The organism is Pseudomonas sp. PNPG3, assembly GCF_023093815.1.
GTDB lineage: Bacteria > Pseudomonadota > Gammaproteobacteria > Pseudomonadales > Pseudomonadaceae > Aquipseudomonas > Aquipseudomonas asiatica.
In genome coordinates, this window is record NZ_JALLKV010000009.1 from 119,817 (window position 1) to 144,663 (window position 24,847).

General features: G+C 62.9%; 25 protein-coding genes and 1 tRNA gene. 10 read left to right on the plus strand and 16 right to left on the minus strand.

The annotated features are described in order from the left end of the window. Positions 1–103: 103 nt before the first annotated feature. Entirely contained in the window at positions 104–466 is a 363-nt protein-coding gene (gene clpS, locus MJ643_RS09170) for an ATP-dependent Clp protease adapter ClpS (protein ID WP_208209150.1), read from the plus strand. A 30-nt stretch (positions 467–496) separates the two neighbouring features. After that, positions 497–2,767, plus strand: coding sequence for an ATP-dependent Clp protease ATP-binding subunit ClpA (gene clpA / locus MJ643_RS09175; RefSeq protein WP_013973289.1), 2,271 nt, complete (start codon positions 497–499; stop codon positions 2,765–2,767). Between the two features lie 84 nt (positions 2,768–2,851). Here the strand turns inward: clpA and infA are convergent, their stop codons facing one another. The 3 genes from infA to aat all read right to left on the minus strand — a co-directional run bounded on the left by infA (position 2,852) and on the right by aat (position 4,616). Continuing rightward, complete coding sequence (gene infA / locus MJ643_RS09180) at positions 2,852–3,070, minus strand: translation initiation factor IF-1 (RefSeq protein ID WP_002553999.1); 219 nt, start codon at positions 3,068–3,070, stop codon at positions 2,852–2,854. A gap of 102 nt (positions 3,071–3,172) precedes the next feature. Further along, positions 3,173–3,880 (minus strand): arginyltransferase, encoded by a 708-nt coding sequence (locus MJ643_RS09185; protein WP_013973288.1) that lies wholly within the window; start codon positions 3,878–3,880, stop codon positions 3,173–3,175. Positions 3,881–3,935: 55 nt separating this feature from the next. Beyond that, complete coding sequence (aat, locus tag MJ643_RS09190) at positions 3,936–4,616, minus strand: leucyl/phenylalanyl-tRNA--protein transferase (RefSeq protein WP_013973287.1); 681 nt, start codon at positions 4,614–4,616, stop codon at positions 3,936–3,938. Positions 4,617–5,061: 445 nt separating this feature from the next. On the opposite strand from aat, the gene MJ643_RS09195 reads away from it, so the two are divergent. From MJ643_RS09195 to cysG, 6 genes are all read left to right on the plus strand, one after another. Then, positions 5,062–7,551 (plus strand): DNA translocase FtsK, encoded by a 2,490-nt coding sequence (locus MJ643_RS09195; protein ID WP_024087387.1) that lies wholly within the window; start codon positions 5,062–5,064, stop codon positions 7,549–7,551. Positions 7,552–7,613: 62 nt separating this feature from the next. Further along, the gene (gene lolA, locus MJ643_RS09200) at positions 7,614–8,249 is read left to right on the plus strand and encodes an outer membrane lipoprotein chaperone LolA (RefSeq protein ID WP_003258873.1); all 636 of its coding nucleotides are present in this window, start codon (positions 7,614–7,616) and stop codon (positions 8,247–8,249) included. Positions 8,250–8,261: 12 nt separating this feature from the next. Next, positions 8,262–9,587 carry a replication-associated recombination protein A gene (locus MJ643_RS09205; RefSeq protein WP_013973284.1) on the plus strand — a complete coding sequence of 442 codons (1,326 nt, stop codon included), beginning with the start codon at positions 8,262–8,264 and terminating at the stop codon, positions 9,585–9,587. Beyond that, entirely contained in the window at positions 9,584–9,958 is a 375-nt protein-coding gene (gene crcB / locus MJ643_RS09210; RefSeq protein WP_013973283.1) for a fluoride efflux transporter CrcB, read from the plus strand. The genes MJ643_RS09205 and crcB overlap by 4 nt, the downstream gene beginning before the upstream one ends. A 30-nt stretch (positions 9,959–9,988) precedes the next feature. Further along, entirely contained in the window at positions 9,989–11,269 is a 1,281-nt protein-coding gene (serS, locus tag MJ643_RS09215; protein WP_003258877.1) for a serine--tRNA ligase, read from the plus strand. Then, positions 11,270–12,661 (plus strand): siroheme synthase CysG, encoded by a 1,392-nt coding sequence (gene cysG / locus MJ643_RS09220; RefSeq protein WP_013973282.1) that lies wholly within the window; start codon positions 11,270–11,272, stop codon positions 12,659–12,661. 116 nt (positions 12,662–12,777) lie between these two features. Here cysG and MJ643_RS09225 read toward each other — a convergent pair whose 3' ends face one another. From MJ643_RS09225 to MJ643_RS09260, 8 genes are all read right to left on the minus strand, one after another. Beyond that, positions 12,778–13,737: a glutathione S-transferase family protein gene (locus MJ643_RS09225; protein ID WP_013973281.1), complete on the minus strand. Its 960-nt coding sequence runs from the start codon at positions 13,735–13,737 to the stop codon at positions 12,778–12,780. A gap of 92 nt (positions 13,738–13,829) precedes the next feature. Beyond that, positions 13,830–14,834, minus strand: coding sequence for a glycosyl transferase family protein (locus MJ643_RS09230; protein WP_013973280.1), 1,005 nt, complete (start codon positions 14,832–14,834; stop codon positions 13,830–13,832). After that, complete coding sequence (locus MJ643_RS09235) at positions 14,831–15,166, minus strand: TusE/DsrC/DsvC family sulfur relay protein (RefSeq protein ID WP_013973279.1); 336 nt, start codon at positions 15,164–15,166, stop codon at positions 14,831–14,833. The genes MJ643_RS09230 and MJ643_RS09235 overlap by 4 nt, the downstream gene beginning before the upstream one ends. Next, entirely contained in the window at positions 15,163–15,459 is a 297-nt protein-coding gene (tusB, locus tag MJ643_RS09240) for a sulfurtransferase complex subunit TusB (RefSeq protein WP_013973278.1), read from the minus strand. The genes MJ643_RS09235 and tusB overlap by 4 nt, the downstream gene beginning before the upstream one ends. Continuing rightward, positions 15,459–15,818: a sulfurtransferase complex subunit TusC gene (gene tusC / locus MJ643_RS09245; RefSeq protein WP_024087386.1), complete on the minus strand. Its 360-nt coding sequence runs from the start codon at positions 15,816–15,818 to the stop codon at positions 15,459–15,461. The genes tusB and tusC overlap by 1 nt, the downstream gene beginning before the upstream one ends. A gap of 1 nt (position 15,819) precedes the next feature. Next, positions 15,820–16,212, minus strand: a complete 393-nt coding sequence (gene tusD, locus MJ643_RS09250) for a sulfurtransferase complex subunit TusD (protein WP_013973276.1) — start codon at positions 16,210–16,212, stop codon at positions 15,820–15,822. Positions 16,213–16,396: 184 nt separating this feature from the next. Then, a complete protein-coding gene (locus tag MJ643_RS09255; protein WP_013973275.1) occupies positions 16,397–17,776 on the minus strand; it encodes a uracil-xanthine permease family protein in 1,380 nt (459 codons plus the stop codon). A 234-nt stretch (positions 17,777–18,010) separates the two neighbouring features. Next, positions 18,011–18,682, minus strand: a complete 672-nt coding sequence (locus MJ643_RS09260) for a Bax inhibitor-1/YccA family protein (RefSeq protein ID WP_003251184.1) — start codon at positions 18,680–18,682, stop codon at positions 18,011–18,013. Between the two features lie 134 nt (positions 18,683–18,816). Here MJ643_RS09260 and MJ643_RS09265 point away from each other — a divergent pair. Then, a tRNA-Ser gene (locus MJ643_RS09265) sits at positions 18,817–18,904 on the plus strand. 389 nt (positions 18,905–19,293) lie between these two features. On the opposite strand, the gene MJ643_RS09270 is transcribed toward MJ643_RS09265, so the two are convergent. The 4 genes from MJ643_RS09270 to MJ643_RS09285 all read right to left on the minus strand — a co-directional run bounded on the left by MJ643_RS09270 (position 19,294) and on the right by MJ643_RS09285 (position 22,443). Then, entirely contained in the window at positions 19,294–19,479 is a 186-nt protein-coding gene (locus tag MJ643_RS09270; RefSeq protein WP_013973222.1) for a hypothetical protein, read from the minus strand. Positions 19,480–19,799: 320 nt separating this feature from the next. Then, the gene (locus tag MJ643_RS09275) at positions 19,800–20,000 is read right to left on the minus strand and encodes a hypothetical protein (RefSeq protein ID WP_013973221.1); all 201 of its coding nucleotides are present in this window, start codon (positions 19,998–20,000) and stop codon (positions 19,800–19,802) included. Positions 20,001–20,120: 120 nt separating this feature from the next. Beyond that, entirely contained in the window at positions 20,121–20,699 is a 579-nt protein-coding gene (locus MJ643_RS09280; RefSeq protein WP_013973220.1) for a cysteine hydrolase family protein, read from the minus strand. An 838-nt stretch (positions 20,700–21,537) separates the two neighbouring features. After that, a complete protein-coding gene (locus tag MJ643_RS09285; RefSeq protein WP_208209151.1) occupies positions 21,538–22,443 on the minus strand; it encodes a LysR family transcriptional regulator in 906 nt (301 codons plus the stop codon). A 98-nt stretch (positions 22,444–22,541) separates the two neighbouring features. Here MJ643_RS09285 and MJ643_RS09290 point away from each other — a divergent pair, with 98 nt between their 5' ends. Then, the gene (locus MJ643_RS09290; protein ID WP_023662099.1) at positions 22,542–23,303 is read left to right on the plus strand and encodes a TSUP family transporter; all 762 of its coding nucleotides are present in this window, start codon (positions 22,542–22,544) and stop codon (positions 23,301–23,303) included. 1 nt (position 23,304) lies between these two features. On the opposite strand, the gene MJ643_RS09295 is transcribed toward MJ643_RS09290, so the two are convergent. Next, positions 23,305–24,729 carry a GGDEF domain-containing protein gene (locus tag MJ643_RS09295; RefSeq protein ID WP_208209200.1) on the minus strand — a complete coding sequence of 475 codons (1,425 nt, stop codon included), beginning with the start codon at positions 24,727–24,729 and terminating at the stop codon, positions 23,305–23,307. Positions 24,730–24,847 lie beyond the last annotated feature (118 nt).

The window sequence follows — 24,847 nt, forward strand, 5'->3', positions numbered from 1 at the left end:
ACACCGTTTTGCCGATAGTCAAGGTCGCCCGGCGCCTGCGCTGGCCGTGCCCTTCGCAGTCAACCCACAACCTTAACCTGTCGCTCATGATGAAATTCTTTCCATGCATGCACCTAGTGAGATTCGACTAACATTCAATCAGGATCGCTCGCAATCGAATGAGGACGACGGCTCAGGTCTTGCAGTTCAGGAAGCCAAGCCGATCCTGCAGGCGCCACCTATGTACAAGGTGGTTTTGTTCAACGATGACTACACGCCGATGGATTTCGTCGTCGAAGTGCTCGAGACGTTCTTCAATCTGAACCGCGAGCTGGCGACCAAGATCATGCTGACCGTCCATACCGAAGGGCGGGCAGTGTGCGGATTGTTTACCCGTGACATCGCCGAAACAAAGGCTATGCAGGTCAACCAATACGCCAGGGAAAGCCAGCATCCGCTACTCTGTGAAATCGAGAAGGACGGTTAATCGCCGACCACTTGGGTATGAGGTGAAGCTATGTTAAACCGCGAGCTCGAAGTCACCCTCAATCTTGCCTTCAAGGAGGCCCGTTCGAAGCGTCATGAGTTCATGACCGTCGAACATCTGCTGCTGGCACTCCTTGACAATGAGGCTGCCGCGACCGTTCTGCGCGCCTGTGGCGCCAATCTCGACAAACTCAAGCACGACCTGCAAGAGTTCATCGATTCCACCACGCCCCTGATTCCGGTCAACGACGAAGATCGTGAAACCCAGCCGACCCTGGGCTTCCAGCGTGTACTGCAGCGTGCCGTGTTCCACGTGCAAAGCTCCGGCAAGCGTGAAGTCACTGGCGCCAACGTGCTGGTTGCGATCTTCAGCGAACAGGAAAGCCAGGCCGTGTTCCTGCTCAAGCAGCAGAGCGTGGCCCGTATCGACGTGGTCAACTACATCGCCCATGGCATCTCCAAGGTGCCGGGCCATGGTTCGCATTCCGAAAGCGACCAGGAAATGCAGGACGAAGAGGGCGGCGATACCGCCTCTTCGAGCAACCCGCTGGATGCCTATGCCAGCAACCTGAACGAGCTGGCCCGTGCCGGCCGTATCGACCCGCTGGTAGGTCGCGAGCAGGAAGTGGAGCGCGTGGCGCAAATCCTTGCCCGTCGGCGCAAGAACAACCCGCTGCTGGTGGGTGAGGCAGGTGTGGGCAAGACCGCCATCGCCGAAGGCCTGGCCAAGCGCATCGTCGATGGCCAGGTGCCCGACCTGCTGGCGCAGAGCGTGGTGTATTCCCTCGACCTCGGCGCACTGCTGGCGGGTACCAAATACCGTGGCGATTTCGAGAAGCGCTTCAAGGCGCTGCTCGGCGAGCTGCGCAAGCGCCCGCAGGCGATCCTGTTCATCGATGAAATCCACACCATCATTGGTGCCGGTGCGGCGTCGGGCGGGGTGATGGATGCGTCCAACCTGCTCAAGCCGCTGCTGTCGTCCGGTGAGATCCGTTGCATCGGTTCGACCACCTTCCAGGAATTCCGCGGCATTTTCGAGAAGGACCGTGCCCTGGCACGGCGCTTCCAGAAGGTTGATGTCAGCGAGCCGTCGGTCGAAGACACCGTGGGCATCCTGCGTGGCCTGAAAGGGCGCTTCGAAAGCCACCACAACATCGAGTACAGCGACGAAGCCTTGCGCGCCGCCGCTGAACTGGCCTCGCGCTACATCAATGACCGGCACATGCCGGACAAGGCCATCGACGTGATCGACGAAGCCGGTGCCTACCAGCGCCTGCAGCCGGAGGCCAACCGCGTCAAGCGCATCGACGTGCCGCAGGTCGAAGACATCGTCGCCAAGATTGCGCGCATTCCGCCGAAGCACGTCACCAGTTCCGACAAGGAACTGCTGCGCAACCTCGAGCGTGACCTGAAGTTGACCGTATTTGGTCAGGACCAGGCGATCGATTCGCTGGCCACCGCTATCAAGCTGTCCCGCGCCGGCCTCAAGTCGCCGGACAAGCCTGTCGGTTCGTTCCTGTTCGCCGGCCCGACCGGCGTCGGCAAGACCGAAGCTGCACGGCAGCTGGCCAAGGCGCTGGGGGTTGAGCTGGTGCGCTTCGACATGTCCGAGTATATGGAGCGCCACACCGTGTCGCGCCTGATCGGTGCGCCTCCTGGCTATGTTGGCTTCGATCAGGGTGGTTTGCTGACTGAGGCGATCACCAAGCAACCGCACTGCGTATTGCTGCTCGACGAAATCGAGAAGGCCCACCCGGAAGTCTTCAACCTGCTGCTGCAGGTGATGGACCACGGCACCCTGACCGACAACAACGGGCGCAAGGCCGACTTCCGCAACGTGATCCTGATCATGACCACCAACGCTGGCGCTGAAACCGCCGCGCGGGCCTCGATCGGCTTTACCCATCAGGACCATGCGTCCGATGCCATGGAAGTCATCCGCAAGAGCTTCACGCCGGAGTTCCGCAACCGCCTGGACACCATCATCCAGTTCGGCCGCCTGAGCCACGAGACGATCAAGAGCATCGTCGACAAGTTCCTTATCGAACTGCAGGCGCAGCTGGAAGACAAGCGTGTGTTGCTGGAGGTCAGCGATGATGCGCGCGGTTGGCTGGCGGCCTCGGGCTACGACGTGCAGATGGGTGCGCGGCCGATGGCGCGGCTGATCCAGGACAAGATCAAGCGGCCGCTGGCCGAGGAGATCCTGTTTGGCGAACTGGCCGAGCATGGCGGCGTGGTGCACGTCGACCTGCGCGATGGCGAGCTGGTGTTCGACTTCGAGACCACGGCTGAGGTTGCGTGATAGATGGGGCTGCAAAGCAGCCCCCTACAATCCTGAAGGCACAAAAAAGCCCGGCACATGGCCGGGCTTTTTCATGGCTTGAGCTTAGCGCGCACGGTAGGTGATGCGGCCCTTGCTCAGGTCGTAGGGCGTCAGTTCGACGCGGACCTTGTCGCCAGTGAGAATACGGATGTAGTTCTTGCGCATCTTTCCGGAGATGTGCGCGGTTACGACGTGCCCGTTTTCCAACTCCACGCGGAACATGGTGTTGGGCAGGGTGTCGACGACAGTACCTTCCATTTCGAAGCTGTCTTCTTTCGACATGCAGTAGAGCCCTCGGATCCAGTGTTGGCCCGACGCATAACCGCACCGGGCAAAAAAGTGGCGTGGATTATGCCCGAAAACTGTGTGTCAAGCCAATGCCTTTCAGTTGAGGGTGACCCAGCGCTGGTTTATCAGCAATTCGATAGGTCGATACTGTGTCTTGTAGTTCATTTTCTTGCAGTTCTTGATCCAGTAACCCAGGTAAACCGCTTCCAGGTCCTGGCGCAGGGCTTCGGTAATCTGCCAGAGAATGGCAAAGCGGCCCAGGCTCCGGCGTTCTTCGTCCGGCTCGTAGAAGGTGTACACAGCCGACAGGCCGTTGGGCAGCAGGTCGCACACCGCCACCGCCATCAAGCGGCCTTCCAGGCGGAACTCATAGAACCAGCAGAACGGCAGGTCGCGCACCAGGAAGGTGGAGAACTGATCGCGGCTGGGCGGGTACATGTCACCGTCGGCATGGCGCGTTTCGATATAGCGCCGGTACAGTTCGAAGTACTCTTCCTTGAACGCTGGACGTGCGGCGGTCACGGTCAGGTCGGCGTTGCGCTTGAGGATGCGCCGTTGCTGGCGGTTTGGGATGAAGCGCGCCGCCGGGATGCGTGCCGGCACGCAGGCATTGCAGTTCTGGCAGTGCGGGCGGTACAGGTGGTCGCCACTGCGGCGGAAGCCCATTTCCGACAAATCGGCGTACACGTGCACGTCCATCGGCTGGCTGGGGTCGAGGAACAGCGTGGTTGCCTGTTCGTCGGGCAGGTAGCTGCAGGAGTGGGGTTGAGTGGCATAGAACTTCAACCGCGCCAACTCTGTCATGATCAACCCCCTCGGTGAGACTTTGTTTAAGTGTAAGCCAGCTACGGGAACTCGCCTAGGAAAGCCATGTGGCGCTGTTGGGCTGGTCGAGGTGGCGTGCCAGGTAGTCGGCAAACTCGGCGCGGCTGATGGCGTGGGCTCCCAGGCTGTGCAAATGGTTGGTTGGCATCTGGCAGTCGATGAGGACGAAACCGGCTTGGCGCAGGTGGTTGACCAAAGTCACGAAGCCGACCTTGGAAGCGTTGTCGGCGCGGCTGAACATCGATTCACCGAAGAACAACTGGCCCATGGCCAAGCCATACAGACCACCGACCAGCTCGCCGTCCTGGCGCACCTCCACCGAATGGGCGATGCCGCGTCGGTGCAGCTCGCAGTAGGCGGCACGCATGGTGTCGGTGATCCAGGTGCCGTCGGCGTAGTCACGTGGCGCGGCGCAGGCGGCGATCACCGCGGGGAAGTCTGTGTCGAAGCTGACCTGGTAACGGCCCTGGCGCATCAGCTTGGCCAGCGAGCGCGACACGTGCAGCTGGTCCGGGAGCAGCACCGTGCGCGGGTCGGGTGACCACCAGAGGATCGGCTGGCCGTCCTGATACCACGGGAAGCAGCCATGGCGATAGGCCTGCACCAGGCGCTCGGGGCTCAGGTCGCCGCCGGCAGCGAGCAGGCCGTTGGGGTCATGCAGGGCCTTTTCCAGAGGCGGGAAGGTCAGCGAGTCGCGGGTCAGCCAGGTGAGCATGGTCTATCGTGCGGTGGGGGAGGGGAGAGGGCAGCATGGCGCGGGTGAAAAGCAGGGTCAATCTCTTTGGCTTCTTCGCGGGCGCGCCCGCTCCCACAGGCCATGTGCAGGCTCTGAAGCCTGCGGGGTACCTGTGGGCGCGGGCAAGCTCGCGAAGAGGCCGGCACAGGTGATGAAAATAGGCAATTTCCTACACATTCATGAAGCCGCAGGCACCATCCGCTACATTTGCTGTCACACCTGTGCAAAAACACAGCATAAGCCTTTGTCACAAAAGAAAATGCATGCTCAAATTGCAGCTATATGAAAGTCGCCCCCGGCCAAATCCCCATCTGGCGTGCCGCCATGGCGGCTGGCGGGCAGTAATGTTAAAAGTAGTGGTTCATTGGCCGCACCGTCGGCCGATCACTATTGGACGCGCAGCACGCGCAGGAATAGACGCGTTTTGAAGAAATCCACCGCAACTCCAGCTCCCTTGCCCGTCCCTCTGTGGCGGCAGCAGCTGCATTATCGCCTCAAGGAAGGTGCGTTGATCGCTGTCGGCGCCCTGTGCCTGTACCTGTGGATGGCGCTGCTGACCTACGATACGTCGGACCCGGGCTTCAGCCACACCAGCAACGTCGACCAGGTGCAGAACGCCGCCGGGCGTGCCGGTGCCTACTTCGCCGACATCCTGTTCATGGTGCTGGGGTACTTCGCCTACATCTTCCCGCTGCTGCTGGCGATAAAGACCTGGCAGATCTTCCGCGAACGCCACCAGCCCTGGGACTGGAGCGGCTGGCTGTTCTCCTGGCGGCTGATCGGCCTGGTGTTTCTGGTGCTGTCTGGTGCGGCGCTGGCCCATATCCATTTCCACCCGCCTGCGAGCATGCCGTTCTCCGCCGGTGGTGCATTGGGCGAGAGCCTCGGCGACCTGGCGCGCAACCTGCTGAACGTGCAGGGCAGCACGCTGATGTTCATTGCCCTGTTCCTGTTCGGCCTGACCGTGTTCACCGACCTGTCGTGGTTCAAGGTGATGGACCTGACCGGCAAGATCACCCTCGACCTGTTCGAGCTGGTGCAGGGCGCCGCCAACCGTTGGTGGGAAGCGCGCAACGAGCGCAAGCGCCTGGAGGCGCAGCTGCGTGAGGATGAACCGGTGGTCAAGGCCGCGCCAATGACCGCCGACAAGCGCGAACCGGCCAAGCCGGCGCTGCGCGAGCGCATTTTCAAGCGTGAAGAAGCACCTGCCCAGCCGGTCGAACCACGTGAGCCAACCCTGTCGCGCGAGCCTGTGGTGCCACGCGAGTCGCCGGCACCTCGTGAGCCGGTAATCTCTCGCGAACCACCTGCCGCGGCCCCGATGATCGTGCCGCCGACACCCGCCAGGGCGCCGGAGCCGAGCAAGCGGGTGATGAAGGAGAAGCAGGCGCCGCTGTTCGTCGACAGCGCGGTGGAAGGCACCTTGCCGTCGATCTCCATCCTCGACCCGGCCGAACAGAAGAAGATCGAGTACTCGCCGGAATCCCTGGCCGGTGTCGGCCAGCTGCTGGAAATCAAACTCAAGGAATTCGGCGTGGAAGTGGCGGTGGACTCGATCCACCCGGGCCCGGTGATTACCCGTTACGAAATCCAGCCGGCCGCCGGTGTGAAGGTCAGCCGTATCGCCAACCTGGCCAAGGACCTGGCGCGTTCGCTGGCAGTGACCAGTGTGCGTGTGGTCGAGGTCATCCCCGGCAAGACCACCGTGGGTATCGAGATCCCCAACGAGAACCGGCAGATGGTGCGTTTCTCCGAAGTGCTGGCCACGCCGCAGTACGACGAGCAGAAATCGCCGGTCACCCTGGCCCTGGGCCACGACATCGGCGGCAAGCCGGTGATCACCGACCTGGCCAAGATGCCGCACCTGTTGGTGGCCGGTACTACCGGTTCCGGTAAGTCGGTGGGTGTGAACGCGATGATCCTGTCGATCCTGTTCAAGTCCAGCCCGGAAGACGCGCGGCTGATCATGATCGACCCGAAAATGCTCGAACTGTCGATCTACGAGGGCATCCCGCACCTGCTGTGCCCGGTGGTCACCGACATGAAGGACGCCGCCAACGCCTTGCGCTGGAGCGTGGCCGAGATGGAGCGGCGCTACAAGCTGATGGCGGCCATGGGCGTGCGTAACCTGGCCGGCTTCAACCGCAAGATCAAGGACGCCCAGGAAGCCGGCGAGATCATCCATGACCCGCTGTACCGCCGCGAGAGCATGGACGACGAGCCGCCTGCGCTGAAAACCCTGCCGACCATCGTGGTGGTGGTCGACGAATTCGCCGACATGATGATGATCGTCGGCAAGAAGGTCGAAGAGCTGATCGCCCGTATTGCCCAGAAGGCGCGGGCCGCCGGTATCCATCTGATCCTCGCTACCCAGCGCCCGTCGGTGGACGTGATTACCGGCCTGATCAAGGCCAACATCCCGACCCGCATGGCATTCCAGGTATCGAGCAAGATCGACTCGCGGACCATCATCGACCAGGGTGGTGCCGAGCAGTTGCTGGGCCACGGTGACATGCTGTACATGCCGCCGGGCACTAGCCTGCCGATTCGTGTGCACGGCGCGTTCGTCTCCGACGACGAGGTGCACCGCGTCGTCGAAGCGTGGAAGCTGCGCGGCGCTCCGGACTACAACGACGACATCCTCAACGGTGTCGAGGAGGCCGGCAGCGGCTTCGAAGGCGGCGGCGGTGGTGGCGATGGCGAAGATTCGGAAAGCGACGCCCTGTATGATGAGGCCGTGCAGTTCGTGCTGGAAAGCCGCCGCGCGTCCATCTCGGCCGTGCAGCGCAAACTGAAGATCGGCTACAACCGCGCCGCCCGCATGATCGAAGCCATGGAAATGGCCGGCGTGGTCACCCCCATGAACAGCAACGGCTCGCGGGAAGTGATCGCCCCGGGCGGCCCGCGCGACTGACGAACACCTTGCCGGGCGCCAACGGTGGCGCCCGGCCTTTTCAATGCTCGATGAGGACTCCCATGCGCGCGATTCGCATGCTGTTGGTTTCTGCCCTGGCCGCGGCTTCTGTGTCGGCCACCGTATCGGCTTTTGCCGGTGAGCAAGACGTACAACGCCTGACCCAATTGCTGGAAAAGTCGCAGACCATCGAGGCCAACTTTTCCCAGCTGACCCTGGACGCCGGCGGCACCAGCCTGCAGGAAACCTCCGGCAAGATGACCGTCAAGCGCCCGGGCCTGTTCTACTGGCACACCGATGCGCCGCAGGAGCAGGTGGTGGTATCCGACGGCAAGAACGTCACCCTGTGGGACCCGGACCTGGAACAGGCGACCATCAAGAAGCTCGACCAGCGCTTGAACCAGACCCCGGCGCTGCTGCTGTCCGGTGACGTGTCGAAGATCAGCCAGAGCTTCGACATCAGCTCGAAGGAGCAGGGCGAAGTGATGGACTTCACCCTCAAGCCGAAGACCAAGGACACCCTGTTCGACTCGCTGCGCGTGTCGTTCCGCAAGGGCCTGATCAACGACATGCAACTGATCGACAGCGTCGGCCAGCGCACCAACATCCTGTTCAATGGCGTGAAAGCCAACCAGGCGGTGCCGGACAGCAAGTTCAAGTTCGACATCCCCAAAGGCGCGGACGTCATCAAGGAGTAACCAGAGCTCGCCATGGACCTGTTTCGAAGCGAACCCGTCGCCCAGCCCCTGGCCGCTCGTCTGCGCCCGTCCAACCTGGACGAGTACGTCGGCCAGGAGCACCTGCTGGCGCGCGGCAAACCGCTGCGCGAAGCGCTGGAGCAGGGTGCGCTGCACTCGATGATCTTCTGGGGGCCGCCGGGGGTGGGCAAGACCACCCTCGCGCGGCTGCTGGCGCAGTTCTGCGATGCGCACTTCGAAACGGTGTCGGCGGTATTGGCCGGGGTGAAGGAGATTCGCCAGGCGGTCGAGGTGGCCAAGCAGCAGGCTGGCCAGTACGGCCGCCGAACCATCCTGTTCGTCGACGAAGTGCACCGCTTCAACAAGTCGCAGCAGGATGCCTTCCTGCCCTATGTGGAAGACGGCACCCTGCTGTTCATTGGCGCCACCACCGAAAACCCGTCGTTCGAGCTGAACAACGCACTGCTGTCGCGGGCGCGGGTGTATGTGCTCAAGAGCCTGGACGAGGCGGCGCTGCGCAAGCTGGTCAACCGCGCGTTGACGGAAGAGCGCGGCCTGGGCAAGCGCAACCTGCGGGTTGGCGATGACGCCTTCAAGATGCTGATGGCCGCCGCCGACGGCGATGGCCGGCGCATGCTCAACTTCCTGGAAAACGCCTCGGACCTGGCTGAAGACGGCAGCGAGATCGATGTCGAGATGTTGCAGAGCCTGCTCGGCGACAGCCGCCGCCGCTTCGACAAGGGTGGCGAGGCGTTCTACGACCAGATTTCCGCGCTGCACAAGTCAGTGCGTGGCTCCAACCCCGATGGCGCCCTGTACTGGTTCGCGCGCATGCTCGATGGCGGCTGCGATCCGCTGTACATTGCCCGCCGCGTGGTGCGCATGGCCAGCGAAGACATCGGCAACGCCGACCCGCGCGCGCTCAGCCTGTGCCTGGCGGCCTGGGATGTGCAAGAGCGCCTGGGCAGCCCCGAGGGCGAACTGGCGGTGGCCCAGGCCATCACCTACCTTGCCTGTGCGCCGAAGAGCAACGCGGTGTACATGGGCTTCAAGACCGCCCTGCGCGAGGCTGCCGAGCATGGCTCGCTGGAAGTGCCGTTGCACCTGCGCAACGCCCCGACCAAGCTGATGAAGCAACTGGGCTACGGCGACGAGTACCGCTATGCCCACGATGAACCCGACGCCTATGCCGCCGGCGAAGACTACTTCCCCGAGGAACTCGAGCCGCGCCAGTACTACCAGCCGGTGCCCCGTGGCCTGGAACTGAAGATTGGCGAGAAGCTGCGCCACCTTGCCGACCTTGACCGCAACAGCCCCCGCCAACGGAGAAAGCCGTGATTGCACTGATTGCCGCCGTCAGCGCTGGCGGTATTGCCGGTACCTTGTTGCGCTTTGCCACCACCAACTGGGTGTCTGCCTACTGGCCACGGCACTTCTATCTCGGTACGCTGGCGGTCAACCTGGTTGGCTGCCTGCTGATCGGCCTGCTTTATGGTCTGTTCTTGCACAAGCCGATCGTGCCGGTCGAGCTGCGCGCCGGGCTGATCGTCGGCTTCCTCGGCGGCCTGACGACTTTTTCCTCCTTTTCGCTGGATACCGTACGCCTGCTGGAAAGCGGGCAAGTGCCCCTGGCTTTGGGCTATACCGGTATCAGCGTGGTGGGCGGGCTGCTCGCGACCTGGGCCGGCCTGTCCCTGACCCGATTCTGAACCAACACCTACACATAACGAGAGAACGATATGCTCGATTCCAAACTGTTACGCGGCCAACTTCAGGAAGTGGCAGATCGCCTGGCCTCCCGTGGCTTCAGCCTGGATGTCGCGCGCATCGAATCACTGGAAGAGCGCCGCAAGGCGGTGCAGACCCGCACCGAGCAGCTGCAGGCCGAGCGTAACGCCCGTTCCAAGTCCATCGGCCAGGCCAAGGCCAAGGGCGAAGATATTGCGCCGCTGATGGCTGACGTCGAGCGCATGGCCAACGAACTGGCTGCCGGCAAGACCGAACTGGACGGCATCCAGGCCGAACTGGATGGCATCCTGCTGACCATCCCCAACCTGCCGGACGCCAGCGTACCGGTTGGTGCCAGCGAAGACGACAACGTCGAAGTGCGCCGTTGGGGTACGCCGAAGGCTTTCGACTTCGAAATCAAGGACCATGTCGCCCTCGGCGAAGTCAGCGGTGGCCTGGACTTCGAAGCTGCCGCCAAGCTGTCTGGCGCGCGTTTTGCCGTGCTGCGTGGTCCAGTTGCCCGCCTGCACCGCGCCCTGGCGCAGTTCATGATCAACCTGCACACCGGCGAGCACGGTTACGAGGAGCACTACACCCCATACCTGGTCCAGGCCCCGGCCCTGCAGGGTACCGGCCAGCTGCCGAAGTTCGAGGAAGACCTGTTCAAGATCAGCCGCGAAGGCGAGGCCGACTTCTACCTGATCCCGACTGCCGAAGTGTCGCTGACCAACCTGGTGGCCGGTGAAATCCTCGATGCCAAGCAGCTGCCACTGAAGCTGGTTGCCCACACCCCGTGCTTCCGCAGCGAAGCCGGTGCTTCCGGCCGTGACACCCGCGGCATGATCCGCCAGCACCAGTTCGACAAGGTCGAGATGGTACAGGTGGTCGAGCCGTCCAAGTCGATGGAAGCCCTGGAAGGCCTGACTGCCAACGCCGAGCGCGTGCTGCAGCTGCTGGAGCTGCCGTACCGCGTGCTGGCCCTGTGCACCGGCGACATGGGCTTTGGCGCGGTGAAGACCTACGACCTGGAAGTGTGGGTACCAAGCCAGGACAAGTACCGCGAAATCAGCTCGTGCTCCAACTGCGGCGATTTCCAGGCGCGCCGCATGCAGGCCCGCTGGCGCAACCCGGAAACCGGCAAGCCAGAGCTGGTGCATACCCTCAACGGCTCCGGCCTGGCCGTAGGCCGTACCTTGGTTGCCGTACTGGAAAACTACCAGCAGGCCGACGGTTCCATCCGTGTGCCGGAAGTGCTGAAGCCTTACATGGGCGGCGTCGAGGTCATCCGCTAAATGGATTACCTGCCGCTGTTCCACAAGCTGCAGGGCGGCCGCGTGCTGGTCGTTGGCGGCGGTGAGATCGCCTTGCGCAAAGCGCGCCTGCTGGCCGACGCTGGCGCCGCGCTGCGCGTGGTTGCACCGGATGTCGACGGCCAGTTGGCCGCGCTGGCCCGGGAAGGTGGCGGCGAGGTGCTGGTGCGCGGCTATCAGGCAGCCGACCTGGTCGGTTGCCGGCTGGTGATTGCGGCCACCGACGACCCTGGGCTCAATGCCCAGGTGTCGGCGGATGCGCAGGCCCTCAGCCTGCCGGTCAACGTGGTGGATGCGCCGGCCCTGTGCACGGTGATCTTCCCGGCGATCGTCGACCGTTCGCCGTTGGTGGTTGCGGTGTCCAGTGGCGGTGATGCTCCGGTGCTGGCGCGTTTGATTCGCGCCAAGCTGGAGGCCTGGATCCCGTCCGCCTACGGCGAACTGGCCGGCCTGGCCGCACGCTTCCGCGACAAGGTCAAGGCCTTGTACCCGGACGTTAACCAGCGCCGAGGCTTCTGGGAAACCGTGTTCCAAGGGCCGATTGCCGAGCGTCAGCTGGCCGGGCAGGGCGCCGAGGCCGAGCGCCTGCTGCAGGCGATGGTCGACGGTGCACCGGTGCAGCAGGGCGGTGAGGTGTACCTGGTGGGGGCTGGCCCGGGCGATCCGGACTTGCTGACCTTCCGCGCCTTGCGCCTGATGCAGCAGGCCGACGTGGTGCTGTACGACCGCCTGGTGGCACCGGCGATCATCGAGATGTGCCGCCGCGATGCCGAGCGTATCTACGTGGGCAAGCGTCGCGCCGACCATGCCGTGCCTCAGGACCAGATCAACCGCCTGCTGGTCGACCTGGCCCGGCAGGGCAAGCGTGTGCTGCGCCTGAAGGGCGGCGACCCGTTCATCTTCGGCCGGGGCGGCGAAGAGATCGAAGAGCTGGCCGAGCACGGCATCCCGTTCCAGGTGGTGCCGGGCATTACCGCAGCCAGCGGTTGTTCCGCCTATGGCGGGATTCCGCTGACTCACCGCGACTATGCCCAATCGGTGCGTTTCGTGACCGGGCACCTGAAGGATGGCACCAGCAATCTGCCGTGGCATGACCTGGTAGCGCCGGCGCAGACCCTGGTGTTCTACATGGGCTTGGTGGGGTTGCCGACCATCTGTGCCGAGCTGATTCGCCATGGCCGCGCGGCCAGTACCCCTGCGGCGCTGGTGCAGCAGGGGACTACGCGTAATCAGCGGGTGTTCACCGGCACCCTGGCGGACTTGCCGGACCTGGTGGCGCAGCATGAAGTGCATGCGCCGACCCTGGTGATTGTCGGGGAAGTGGTGCAGTTGCGTGACAAGCTGGCCTGGTTCGAAGGCTCGCAGAACAGCTGAAATCGTTGGGGCCGCTTTACGGCCCATCGCGACACAAGGCCGCTCTTACAGGAGACAGCGATACCCTGTAGGAGCGGCCTTGTGTCGCGATGGGCTGCAAAGCAGCCCCTGCAATCTCAAGCCTGCCAAATCCCCTTGCCTGCCAACCGCTCCCGATCATGCGGCAGATTGAAGTCCTGCAGTGGCCCCTTGGGCACGATCCCGTTCGGGTTGATGGTCTTGTGGCTCATGTAGTAGTGCTTCTGGATATGCTCCATGTCCACTGTGCCCGCCACCCCCGGCCACTGGTACAGCTCACGCAGCCAGTTCGACAGGTTGTGATAGTCGCTCAGGCGGCGCAGGTTGCACTTGAAGTGCCCGTGGTACACCGCATCGAAGCGCACCAGGGTGGTGAACAGGCGCACATCGGCCTCGGTCAGGTATTCCCCGGCCAGGTAGCGGTTGCGGCTCAGCAAGTCTTCCAGGTAGTCCAGTTCGTTGAACACTTCGTCAAACGCAGCCTCGTAGGCTTCCTGCGTAGTGGCAAAGCCTGCGCGATACACGCCGTTGTTCACCGCCGGGTAGATGCGCTCGTTCAGCGCCTCGATGGTCGGGCGCAGTGGCTCTGGGTACAGGTCCAGTGTATTGCCGGTCAGTTCATTGAACGCGCTGTTGAAGATGCGGATGATCTCCGACGACTCGTTGTTGACGATGCGTTTCTCTTTCTTGTCCCACAGCACCGGTACAGTCACGCGGCCAGTGTAGTGCGGGTCATCCTGGGTGTAGCGCTGGTGCAGGTACTGCAGCGCGTCGAGGTGGTCGCCGCTGGAACCTTGCTGCTGGTCGAAAGTCCAGCCATGGTCCTGCATCAGCCAGCTGACCACCGACACGTCGATTAGTGGCTCCAGGCCCTTGAGGGCACGGAAGATCAGGGTGCGGTGCGCCCAGGGGCAGGCTAGCGAGACGTACAGGTGGTAACGGCCAGCTTCGGGAGCGGGCAGCTGATTGCGGCGTTGGGCGTTTTCGCGTTTGAACGTGCCGTCCTTGCCGTTCTCATACCACTGGTCATGCCAGCGGCCGTCGATCAAAAGGCCCATGGTGAGCTCCTCGGAACAAAGTTGTTTGTCGTTGGAGCCCAGTCTAGGGAAAAACGTTCGAATAACTAGCGCAAAGACTGCGCTCTTACTATCTAGTTATTAGATTGGTTGCGTGCGCCCCAGTAACCGCGTGCCGTGGCGAAAGCCTGCTCACGGTCTTGGCCCAGGCCGCGCAGGGCAAGGGCGATGGTTGCGACCACGGCCATCTCACCGTAGCTGTCCTCGGTCTCGCCGCGCCAGACCGCCAGCAATTGCTCCGGCTGCAGGCTTGCCGGCTTCACGTGGCGGCGTTCGCTCAGCGCTGGCCACTCCTCGTCCCAGGCTTCGCCGGCGGTGGTGCCGTATAGATGGCTGATGACATCGGGGTTGACCTCGATCTCGCCGCCATCACCCTTGATTACCACGACATGGTCGCCCAGCAGGCGGCTGGCCTCGCGGTGTACTGCCTGGTAGCCGGGGTGGAAGATGCTCTGCAGGCCACAACGCGCAGCCAGCGGGTTGAGCACCCGGGCCAGCGAATGGATGGGCGAACGCAGGCCCAGGGTGTTGCGCAGGTCGATCATGCGCTGCAACTGCGGCGCCCAGTCCTGCAGCGGGAAGAAGGCCAGGCGTTGCTGATCCAGGGCCCGGCTGACCGCAGCCCAGTCACGGCACAACGGAATTTCCAGCAAGGACAGCAACTGCTCGGTGTACATGCGCCCGGCGGTATGTGCACCGCCACCGTGCATGAGGATGCGCACGCCATTGTTGGCCAGGCATTTGGCAGCCAGCAGGTACCAGGGTAGGTGGCGCTTCTTGCCGGCGTAGGTGGGCCAGTCCAGGTCCACGGCGATGCGCGGCGACTGCAAGTGGGCGCGCAGGGCCTCGGTGAAGCCGGCCAGTTCTTCGGCGCTTTCTTCCTTGTGCCGCAGCAGCATGAGGAAGGCACCGAGCTGGGCATCTTCGACCTTGCCTTCCAGCAGCAGGGTCATGGCCGTGCGGGCTTCTTCACGGGTCAGGCCACGCGCGCCGCGCTTGCCTTTGCCAAGAATGCGCACGAACTCGGCGAACGGGTGTTCGGCAGGGGTTTCCAGGGTAAGCGGGCGAGGTTCTGTCATATGCAGTTGGTCGGCTTGGGCAGGCCCGCCAGCTTGGCGGCCAGTTTGGCGGGAGTGCCGTTGAACAGGCGGTTGAGGTGCGAGCTGTTGCCCTTGTCCGGGCCCAGTTTGAGGGCCGTGTACTTGATCAGCGGGCGCGTGGCCGGGGACAGCTGGAATTCCTGGTAGAACTGGCGCAGCAGTTCGAGGATTTCCCAGTGGTCCGCCGTCAAAGGGATGCCCTCGCGCGCGGCCAAAGCCTCGGCGGCGGCATGCGACCAGTCTTGCAGGTCGACCAGGAAGCCGTCCTTGTCCAGGGCGATCGCCTGATCGCCAACGTTGAGGGTATTCATAGCCAGCTGTTGACCTTGTCGTAATGCAGCGACAGTTCGACGAACCCGGGGTAGTCCAGGGCCTTGGCCAGCTCGTTGCCGACCGCGCGGGCCTGCACGTCTTCTTCCAGGGCGAACAGGCGCTGGGTCAGGCCGGCGGCTTGCAGCTGGCGGTGCGGTTCGCTGCCGGTGCGCAGGGCATATACAGCATCGCCGCACAGCAGCAGGGCGTCGTCGGTGCCGAGCAGGCGCAGGCAGGTGGCCAGGCGCTCGTCGCCAAACGGGGAGTGGGCAATTACATGCAGGGTCGTCATCAGAGCGTTACCACCTGGTCGAAACGGGCGATCAGTGCGGTCAGGGCCGCGTCGTCCAGCACTTGCACTGGCAGCGCCAGATTGTCGGCTTCCAGGCCGCGGCGAGTGAGGCTGTGGCTGCAGGCGAACAGGTCCTCGACGCCGAACATTGGCAGCGCCTGCAAGTTGGCGGCCAGGTTCTTCTGTTGCACGACGGTGGGCTGCTGGTCTGCGGCGAGCTGGAACACGCCGTCATCGAGGAACAGCATGCCCAGCGGCAGATCGAACGCGCCGCCAGCCAGGGCGATGTCCAGTGCTTCACGGGCCGATGGGCCGTTCCAGGGCGCCTGGCGGCTGATGATCAACAAGGATTTGGCCATTTCAGTCGCCTCCGAAGCAGACAAGGCGATCGGCAACTTGCGCCGCCTCATGAAGCTGGCCAAGCCCCGACAGCTCCCAAGGCTTGGGCAGGTTCACGGCCGGGCGCTGGTAGCGGTTGGCCTCGGCCTCGTCGAGCACGCCACGGCGCAAGGCAGCGGCGATGCACACCACTGCGTCCAGCTGGTTGGCTGCAATGAAGGCGCGCCATTGGCCGGCAACATCCAGCTCGTCCTGGGGGGCGACCACGTTGGCCGAGGCACTGTGTACCCCGTCCTGGTAGAAGAACAGCCGGGCAATCTCATGCCCGCCGGCCAGCACCGCTTCGGCGTAGCGCAGGGCACGCCGCGAGGAGGGCGCATGGGCCGGGGAGAACACCGCGATAGCGAATTTCATGGATAACTCATGCAAAAGGAATGGTGCCATGATAAAGCAAAAAAGCCCGCGCCCGCTTGTACATGGCGGGGCGGGCTTTCTGTCTTGCACCAATCTTCAGGTCTACGCGGCCTCGTGTAGGAGCGGCCTTGCGTCGCGATGGGCTGCATAGCAGCCCCATGGCCCTGACAGAAGGGCTCCAGGCTCAAGCCTGTTCCTTGCTCTCCGGCAAGAACCAGTTCAACACCAGGGCACAGATACCCCCGGTAGCCACGCCCGACTCCAGCACATTGCGAATCGCCGCCGGCATGTGCGCCAGGAACTCCGGTACCTGCGCCACACCCAGGCCCAGGGCCAGCGATACAGCAATGATCAGCAGGGCACGACGGTCCAGGCGGGTGCTGGCCAGGATATTGATCCCCGAAGCCGCAACCGCCCCGAACATGACCATGGCCGCACCACCCAGCACCGGCTCCGGCACCGCCTGGATCACCCCGGCAACGCTCGGGAACAGCCCCAGCAGCACCAGCATCACGGCAATCCACATACCGATATGGCGGCTGGCGATCCCGGTCAGCTGAATCACGCCATTGTTCTGGGCAAAGATCGAGCTCGGGAAGGTGTTGAACAAACCGGCCAGCAGCGAGTTGGCCCCGTTCACCAGCACACCGCCCTTGATCCGCTGCATCCACACCGGCCCTTCGACCGGCTGGCGCGACACCTTGCTGGTGGCGGTGACGTCACCGATGGCTTCCAGCGAAGTTACCAGGTAGATCACCAGCATCGGGATGAACAGTGCCCAGGAGAAACCCAGGCCGAAGTGCAGCGGCGTCGGCACCTGGAACAGCGCAGCTTCGTGCATGCCGGTGAAATCCAGGCGGCCCAGGTAGCCCGCCAGCGCATAGCCGACCGCCAGGGCGATAACGATGGCGCAGCTGCGCATCCACACCACCGGGATGCGGTTGAGGATGACGATGATCGCCAGCACCACGCCCGACAGCAGCAGGTTCTCGCCATTGGCGAAGGTGCCATTGGCCATGGCGCCGAAGCCACCACCCATGCTGATCAGGCCGACCTTGATCAGGGTCAGGCCGATCATCAGCACCACGATGCCGGTTACCAGCGGGGTAATCAGGCGTTTGACGAAGGGCAGGATGCGCGACACGCCCATCTCGACGAACGAGCCGGCGATTACCACGCCAAAGATGGCCGCCATCACACCTTCTACCGGCGTACCTTGCTTGACCATCAGCGCCCCGCCGGCAATCAGCGGGCCGACGAAGTTGAAGCTGGTGCCCTGGACGATCAGCAGCCCGGCACCGAACGGCCCGAAGCGTTTGCACTGGACGAAGGTGGCGATACCCGAGATGACCAGCGACATGGAGACGATCAGGTTGGTATCACGTGCCGAAACACCCAGTGCCTGGCAAATCAGCAGGCCAGGGGTGACGATCGGCACGATGATCGCCAATAGGTGCTGCAGTGCTGCCAGCAGGCCGATCAACAGCCGTGGCTTGTCCTCCAGACCAAGCACCAGTTCATTGGCAGGCGCCGCCGCGCCTGGGCTGTGTTCGTGTGAGCTCATTGCGAGAAGCTGCCCCGGAAGAAAAAGGAGCGCATTCTACGGGGTTGAACGCGAATTGGGGTAGAGAAAAGCATGATGGCGGCATGCAAGCCTGAATCCTGCGGGGACCCTGTGGGAACGGGTTCACCCGCGAAGAAACCAACGTGGAGCTTGGCACCGGCTGCGCCGGTGTTCGCGGGTGAACCCTCCCCAAAAAAAAGCCCGCCGAAGCGGGCTTTCTCTTGCAGCAATCAATCAGTCATCACGACCCATGATGCCAAACAGCTGCAGCAGGCTGACAAACAGGTTGTAGATCGACACATACAGGCTGATGGTCGCCATGATGTAGTTACGCTCGCCACCGTGAATGATCGCGCTGGTCTGGAACAGGATGCAGACCGACGAGAACAGCACGAAGCCAGCGCTGATCGCCAGTTGCAGGCCGCTGATCTGGAAGAAGAAGCTGGCCACGACAGCACCCAGCAGGACAAAGAAGCCCGCAGTGATGAAGCCGCTGAGGAAGCTCATGTCCTTGCGGGTAATCAGCACATAAGCCGACAGGCCGCCGAACACCAGGGCAGTCATGGCAAATGCCGAGCTGACCACCTCGGCGCCACCGGCCATGCCCAGGTAGCGGTTGAGGATAGGGCCGAGGATAAAACCCATGAAGCCGGTGAGCGCGAAGGTGGATACCAGGCCCCAGGCCGAATCACGCAGTTTGTTGGTAAGGAAGAACAGCCCGTAGAAGCCGATCAGTACCACGAACACGTTCGGGTAGCCGACGCGCATCTGCTGGGCCACGAAGGCCATGACACCGCTGAAGGCGAGCGTGAGCGCCAGCAGGCTGTAAGTGTTGCGCAGGACCTTGCTGATCTCCTGCTGCTCGACCTGCTGGCCGTGGTGTACGGCGTAATCCTGTTCGCGCATGGCGACACTCCTTGGTAAACCTGTGGTTTTCAAACGTTCAGATGCTAGGAGTCTATCAGAGCTCCCGCAACCCGCGACACAGAGAGTTTGACAGCTTGTTTCATTACGGTATTATGGCGGCCGCAAAACGAGCTGGAAGCGTGGCCGAGTGGTTTAAGGCAACGGTCTTGAAAACCGTCGATGGGCAACTATCCTAGAGTTCGAATCTCTACGCTTCCGCCATATTCAAAGCCCTGATTATTCAGGGCTTTTTGCGTTTTTGGGGCATAGGAAACCATCCGTGGGACCATCCGTGGGTATCGTTTGTTTCGGCGCTTCCGATACTTCTTGCTTGGTCGGTTTCGCCAAGGCTCCAACTTACCTGGCTTCATCCCATTCTTACAGGCACGAAAAAGCCCGCCGAGGCGGGCTCCTCGCTTGCTACTGAGCGCTAGCCGCAGCCTCTCAAGCCAAATTGCATTACTGACAACTGCGCGGAAATCGGATCCGTAGGCTGGAAAGCTTGAGGTCTGCACTGTATCTGTGGAAGCGGCATCAGCCGCGAACACCGGCGCAGCCGGAGCCATACACGGCTTTGCATTCTTCGCGGGCATGCCCGCTCCCGCAGGTTTTTATTGCAGGGTCACTGGCTTCATGGCATCCGGTAATTGACGAATAGCTGCCTCTATCCGCTCGATCGGTGCCGCGAGTTCGTCCGCCTCCTTGTCCTTGCCCTCCCTTCTCAGGCGGTCACGCTCAAGGCGCAGGTTAAGCAAATTCTTCTGTAGTTTCAGGGCCGAGGTATTGAACGGATCCATGCTTTTCTCATGCTGTAGGCTTCCGTGCCGCTGTAGGAAAACTGGACCGTAGCAGTTCGAATTTGCTGGAGAAACTGATGTTTCATACAGGCAAATCCCACTACATAGATTCTTCCTACATTGCGCGGCAAAAGATCCTACAGTCAGCGTTTCAAATCATGTCTTTCAAACCCTCCTGAGCCCGCATGGTAGGTGGCGATGATAGGTGTTTGGCAATGCAGGCCCTCAAGGCGGATTGATCCAGAGGCTGCAGTGCTTTTCGAAACCTTATGTAGCAATTGCCGCCCCGCGCGCTACAGGTGGTCCGCATCCATCACCGCCTAGGTGAATGTCTGAGGCGCTTCCTGCGGCAAGTTGTTAAGCGGGTCGAAGTCATCCGCCGCTGTAGCGGCTGGCTGGGGCTGCTGTGCTGCAGCCGTGGTGATGTCCGCCGTCAGCAGGCCAGGTGGCAGCAGGGTACAGGCGAGCAGTGTACGGCTGAAACGGTGTGGCAGGGTGGTGGTCGAGTGGCGGGTAGACATCGGGCATCTGCGCCCATCCGCTTCGCCAAGAGCAGGTGCAGATGGTGCGCCCGCTCAATGGCTGGGTCTGGTGTCGCCGCCATGGCAATGACGAGTTGGCTGGCTGCCTGCGCAGAAGCTTCAGCGGTTGACCTGAAGCGAGTCACCGATCAGAACCTGCTCCGTGCGCAGGATGCGCGCGTAATCCAGAGCCAGGTTGCTCAACGACAGCGCATGTACATCCTCCGCCGGCCAAAGCCGGCCTTGCAGGTCGTGCTGGTCAAAGGTGAAGCAGGCATCTTCCACCACCACCACATCGAAACCGAGATTGCCCGCCGAGCGTGCGGTGGATTCCACGGAGTTGTTGGTTATTACCCCGGCGATGACCAGTGCGTTGATGCTGCGCGCATGCAGCCAGCGCTCCAGGCCGGAGTTGGCGAAGGCATCGGGCACATGTTTGTCGAACACGGTTTCGCTGGCCAGTGGGGTAAATGCGGGCTGGAATTCGCAACCGGACTGGCCCGGCCAGAACACCGAGTCTACCGAGCGGGACAGGTGGCGCACATGGATCACCGGGCGTCCTGACCGACGCCACGCAGCCAGCAGATCGCCTATACGCAGTTCGGCCTCAGGGTTGTTGCGCCGGCCCAGGCGCGGGTGGTGGATACCAATCTGAAGGTCGATCAACAACAGGGCAGCGTTGGTGGCGAAAGCGGTCATGAAGGGATGGCACTCCTGGCAGGTTCGAGCGCTTGACCCTAGCACAGCGTGGATGACTGCAAAAATTGCTGTCACGCGTAAGGGCCAGATGCGCCGCTCTTGTGGGAGAGGGCCCAGCCCTTTGGGCTGCGCTGTCGCGTAGATAACTGAAATTGCAAGCAATCCGCGTACCGGTGGGAGCGGCTTTAGCCGCGAAGAATCCAACGCGGTGCATGGCACCGGCTGCGCCGGTGTTCGCGGCTGAAGCCGCTCCCACAGGGCCCCTGCTAATTCAATGAGTTATGTGCAGTTCTACGGGAGCGGCGCCTTGTGTCGCGAAAGGGGCGCGCAGCGGCCCCAGGTTTTCGATGCATCCCTCAAGATTGCCGGGGCCGCCCTGCGGCCCTTTCGCGAAGCAAGGCCGCTCACACAAAAGAACCGGGTGCCTCACATCTGATCCGCTTTTTTTCCATAAAGCTGAATCTGTAACGGTATCAGCCCAAGCCCGACAATATGCCCATTCCCGCATCACACTTGTAGAGGTTCCAATGGGCAAGCTCGCGCTATTCCTGGGTGGTTTTCTGCTGCTGACCATTCTGATCGGTATCCTTGGCACCATTCCGCCAAGCTGACGTTCACCACACCTATCCCTCGCGGCCTGCCTGTCCTTCGGGCGGGCCCATTCCTCTTCATTGTTGGCCGATTCACCCTACCGATTTGTACGATAAGTCATTCTTTGCACTGGGAAAACTGTCCACAAAAAACGTGGGTAGGTCTGTGGATAAAGTTCTGCAAGCCAAGCCCGCGGCGGGCTCTGTTAAATTGAGCAGAAATTGAACAGCCGTTTCAGGGCGTTGTTTCAGTAGGCTAGGCCGGTGCGGCGCAGGGCTGCCAGCAGGTCGCGTACCCGCGCCGGCAGCTCGCCGGCGGGGTACACGGCATGCATCTGCGGGTCCTGGCCGTTGCTGGAGGTCAGGCGGTACTGCGGGCATACCCGCACCAACCGCCCGGCCTTGACCTGTGCTTCGCCGACCCAGGCGGCCAGGCGGGCGATACCGGCGCCGGCCAAGGTGCTGTGGTACACCGCGTCACCTGAGTCCAGGCGCAGCCTGGGCCTGGGGCGCAGGCTGGTGATCTGGCCGTCGCGGCAGAAGTGCCAGGCCTTTAGGATGCGCGGGGCGGTGTGCAGGATCAGCGCGTGGCCTTCGAGGTCCTCGGGTTGTTGTGGCGTGCCGGCCAGGGCCAGGTATTCAGGGCTTGCATACAGGTGGCGCTGGTAATCCCCAAGTGGGTAGCCGATCAGCTCGCTCGACTGTGGGAAGGCACCGCGCACCACGAAATCGAACTTGCCTTGCAGCGGGTCCAGGGCCCCGTCGCTGTACTGCACGTCCAGGGTTACCTGGGGGTGGCAGCGGGAAAACTCGGCAAGCACTTGGGGCAGTACATGTTCACCCAGTACCTGCGGCACGGCGAAGCGGATCCAGCCTTGTGCACTGCCGCTGAGCGCGGCCAGTTCGTCGGCGGCATCACGTTGCACATCCAGCAAGCGTTCGGCGTGTGGCAGCAGGCGCTCGCCGGCTTCGGTCAGGGTCACGGCATTGGCGTTGCGGTTGAGCAGTTTGCTCCCGGCGTTGTCTTCCAGGGTTTGCACTGCGCGGGTAACCGCGCTGGGTGAGCGCCCCAGGGAGCGGGCCGCGGCGACGAAGCTGCGCTTATGCGCCACGCTGACGAACGCCTGAATTTCCCGCAGCATGTCCAACGCCATTGCCTGCTCCTCGTTGCAGTTTTCGCAATATGGCATTTCAACACAAGCGCGGCACTTTGATTAGCCTTGAAAGCGTCTTCACTGCCTGGAACCGCGTCATGATGGATATCGCTGTGCTTTCCGTGTTTGCCTTCGCCGCTGGCCTGATCGACGCCGCCGTGGGTGGCGGTGGGCTGATCCAGATCCCGGCCTTGTTCAATGTGCTGCCCACCGCGCAACCGGCGGCACTGCTCGGTAGCAACAAGCTGGCGTCGGTGTGTGGCACGGCCTTCGCTGCGCGTTCGTTCATCCGCAGGGTGACGCTGGACTGGGGGTTGATCGTGCCGGCAGCGCTCAGTGCCTTCGTCATGTCGTTCGCCGGTGCCGCCACGGTGTCGCTGGTGCCGCCCAGCGTGATGCGCCCGGCGGTGCTGGTGCTGATCGTGCTGATGGCCATCTACACCTTCTGCAAGAAGGACTTCGGCACGCTGCACAAACCCACAAGGATCGGCCGCAAGGAGCAGTGCCTGGCGGTACTGATCGGTGGTGCGATCGGCTTTTACGATGGCCTGTTCGGGCCGGGTACCGGCAGCTTCCTGATCTTCCTGTTCATCCGCTTCTTCGCTTTGGACTTTCTGCACGCCTCGGCATCGGCCAAGGTGGTGAACATCGCCACCAACCTGGCGGCTCTGGTGTTCTTCGTGCCATCAGGCAATGTGCTGTACGCCATCGCCTTGCCCATGGCGGTGTGCAACATCCTCGGCGCGCTGACCGGTACCTGGCTGGCGGTGCGCAAGGGCGCGGGCTTTGTGCGTGGGTTGTTCCTGGTGCTCTTGTGCGTGCTGATCGCCAAGTTGACGTGGGACCTGCTGGGTGGCTAGCTCACATCGCCTGGCGTTGTGGCTCGGCCTGTTCGACGCGATTGCGGCCATGGGCCTTGGCCCGGTACAGCGCCTGGTCGGCGCGTGCCAGCAGTTCATCGAGGGTGGGGACCGGCATGTCGGCGGCACAACCGGCCAGGCCGATACTGACGGTAACCTGCAGGGACTGGCCGGCCTGCATCACATGCAGCTCCTGCACCGCACGGCGCAGGCGCTCGGCAGTGAACTTGGCCCGATCTGGCGCCAGGCCCGGTAGGACCACGACAAATTCCTCGCCGCCCAGGCGAGCGAACAGTTCACCATCGTGCAACTGGTCCTGCAGGGTGCTGGCGAACTGGCGCAGCACCTGGTCACCGACCGCATGGCCATGGACATCATTGATCGACTTGAAGTGGTCGATGTCCAGCATCATCAGGGTCAGCGGCAGCGCTTGGGCGTGTTGCTGGCGGCTTTCCAGCAGCGCGTTGGCGCGGCGGGTGAAGGCGCTGCGGGTGAGCACACCGGTGAGGTGGTCGATGCTGGCCTGATGCGCCAGGCGGGCCATCAGGCTGCGGTTGGCCTGGCTGACGCAGGCCACCACCAGCGGCCCGAGCACCAGCATGGCGATGCCCAGGCGCGCCGACATCAGTGTGGTCACTCCGGGCTCGCTTTGCGGCACGCTGAAATGCATGAGGTTTTGCGCCACCGCCACGATCAGCGTGCTGCCAGCGGTGAGTGTCAGCAGAGAAACCAGGAACGGTGAGTAAGTCCAGGCACACCACAGCAGCGCGGCAATCGGGAAGGCAATGGCCCCGGGACCGCCGAAGGCAATGCTGAACGCCAGCGAGGCCAGCAGCACCAGCAACGGCGCCAGGCGGATGGCCTGGGCGCCACCGCGCACCAGCGCTCTTGCCGAAGGGGTCGTCAGCAGCACTGGCAGCACCAGCACGCTGGTCGAGAACTGTTCACTGAACCAGGCCAGCCAGGTGGCGCGCAACGACTGTTCGAACCACGGCGCGGCCACTGCCGCCGCCATGCTGGCAGCCACTATTGCCCCGGCGGCACTGGCGCCGAACACGCTGAGGACGCCGTGGGGAGAACGCATCCGTCGGTGCAGGCGCGGCAAGAGCGAGAGCATCAGCCAGAGGGTGACCACCACGCCCAGGTTGCACAGGTTGAACCATAGGGCAGGCACCCAGGCGCTGCCGCACAGCAGGTCGGCGCCGACCATGGCCAGCCAGACCAGGGTAAAGCCCGTCAGCGTGGCTTGGCGGGGGTAGCGCAGTAGCACCCCAGCCAGGACCGCATTGACCGGCCAGAACAGCGACAGGGATTCGATCGGGCGGGCCAGGATGCCGCCCAGGGTCAGGGCGAAGGTCAGGCCGAGTAGAACGACGTAGTGCAACAAGCGCGATTGGGCTGGAAAAACCATGGGCTCGACCGGCAAGGCGGAAACGAAATCCAGGACAACGGCTTGAAGCACCTGGGGCAATTGCGCATAAGTGTGTTTCGTCAGGGGACTTGATGTCAATCTGCCGCGATCGGTCGAGATAATGCCAAATCGC